Raw genomic sequence first — 699 nt, forward strand, 5'->3', positions numbered from 1 at the left:
GCCTGAGCGCGCTGGCATAGCTGCCGGCAAGTGCTGTGCGCACCTCTTCGGCCGCACTGAGCGACTGGCCGACCTCGCCGCGCCCGGCAATGACGACGCCCCGGGGATCGAGCAGCCGGAAGCCGGCCAGCGTGGTTTTCTGCGTGGCGTCGAGAATACCGGACAGGCGCGCACCGATCGCCGCGAAGGCAGGATCGGCGGTGGCAGCGATCGCCGCCGGCCGGGTCGGCAGCACATAGTCGGAGGCGAGATCGAGTTGCGGCTCGATCGGCTTGTACAGCGGGCCCGGATTGACGCTTCGGCTTGAATCCCCGCCTGGCCCCGGCATCGGCGCACCGAGCTTGTCCGCCGCAATGCCGGCGTCGCGCACATCCTGCGCATAGATGGCGGCGATGGCCGCCCCTTGCGCGATCAGCTCCGCTTCGGTCTGGCGGATCAGCTGGTTCTCGTAGAGGCGGAAGAAGAACAAGCCGACCAATGGCAGGGCCATCACCATGATCAGGATGGCGACGACGACCGTGGCAAGCCGTGGCCGCCACTTGCGGCCGATCCATTTGCCGGAAGTCGTCAGCCGCATCGGCCAAGCCGGAAGCCGACGCCATGCACGGTCTCGATGGCATCCAGGCAACCCACTGCTGCCAGCTTGGCGCGGATGTTGCGGATATGGCTGTCGACGGTGCGGCCGGCGACATGGATGTT

The 699-nt window shown here is 67.7% G+C and carries 1 protein-coding gene and 1 pseudogene; both read right to left on the bottom strand.

Annotation, left to right across the window (positions count from 1 at the left end; all coding sequences use genetic code 11):
* Positions 1-577, bottom strand: a pseudogene (locus tag EN964_RS36320) (two-component sensor histidine kinase); the annotation flags it as partial.
* The coding region (locus tag EN964_RS36325; protein WP_206528841.1) for a winged helix-turn-helix domain-containing protein at positions 568-699 on the bottom strand (132 nt) is incomplete at its 5' end. The gene EN964_RS36325 and the pseudogene EN964_RS36320, both read right to left, overlap by 10 nt.

Source organism: Mesorhizobium sp. M7A.F.Ca.CA.001.10.2.1 (assembly GCF_003998575.1).
In the GTDB taxonomy this organism is placed as follows: Bacteria; Pseudomonadota; Alphaproteobacteria; order Rhizobiales; family Rhizobiaceae; genus Mesorhizobium.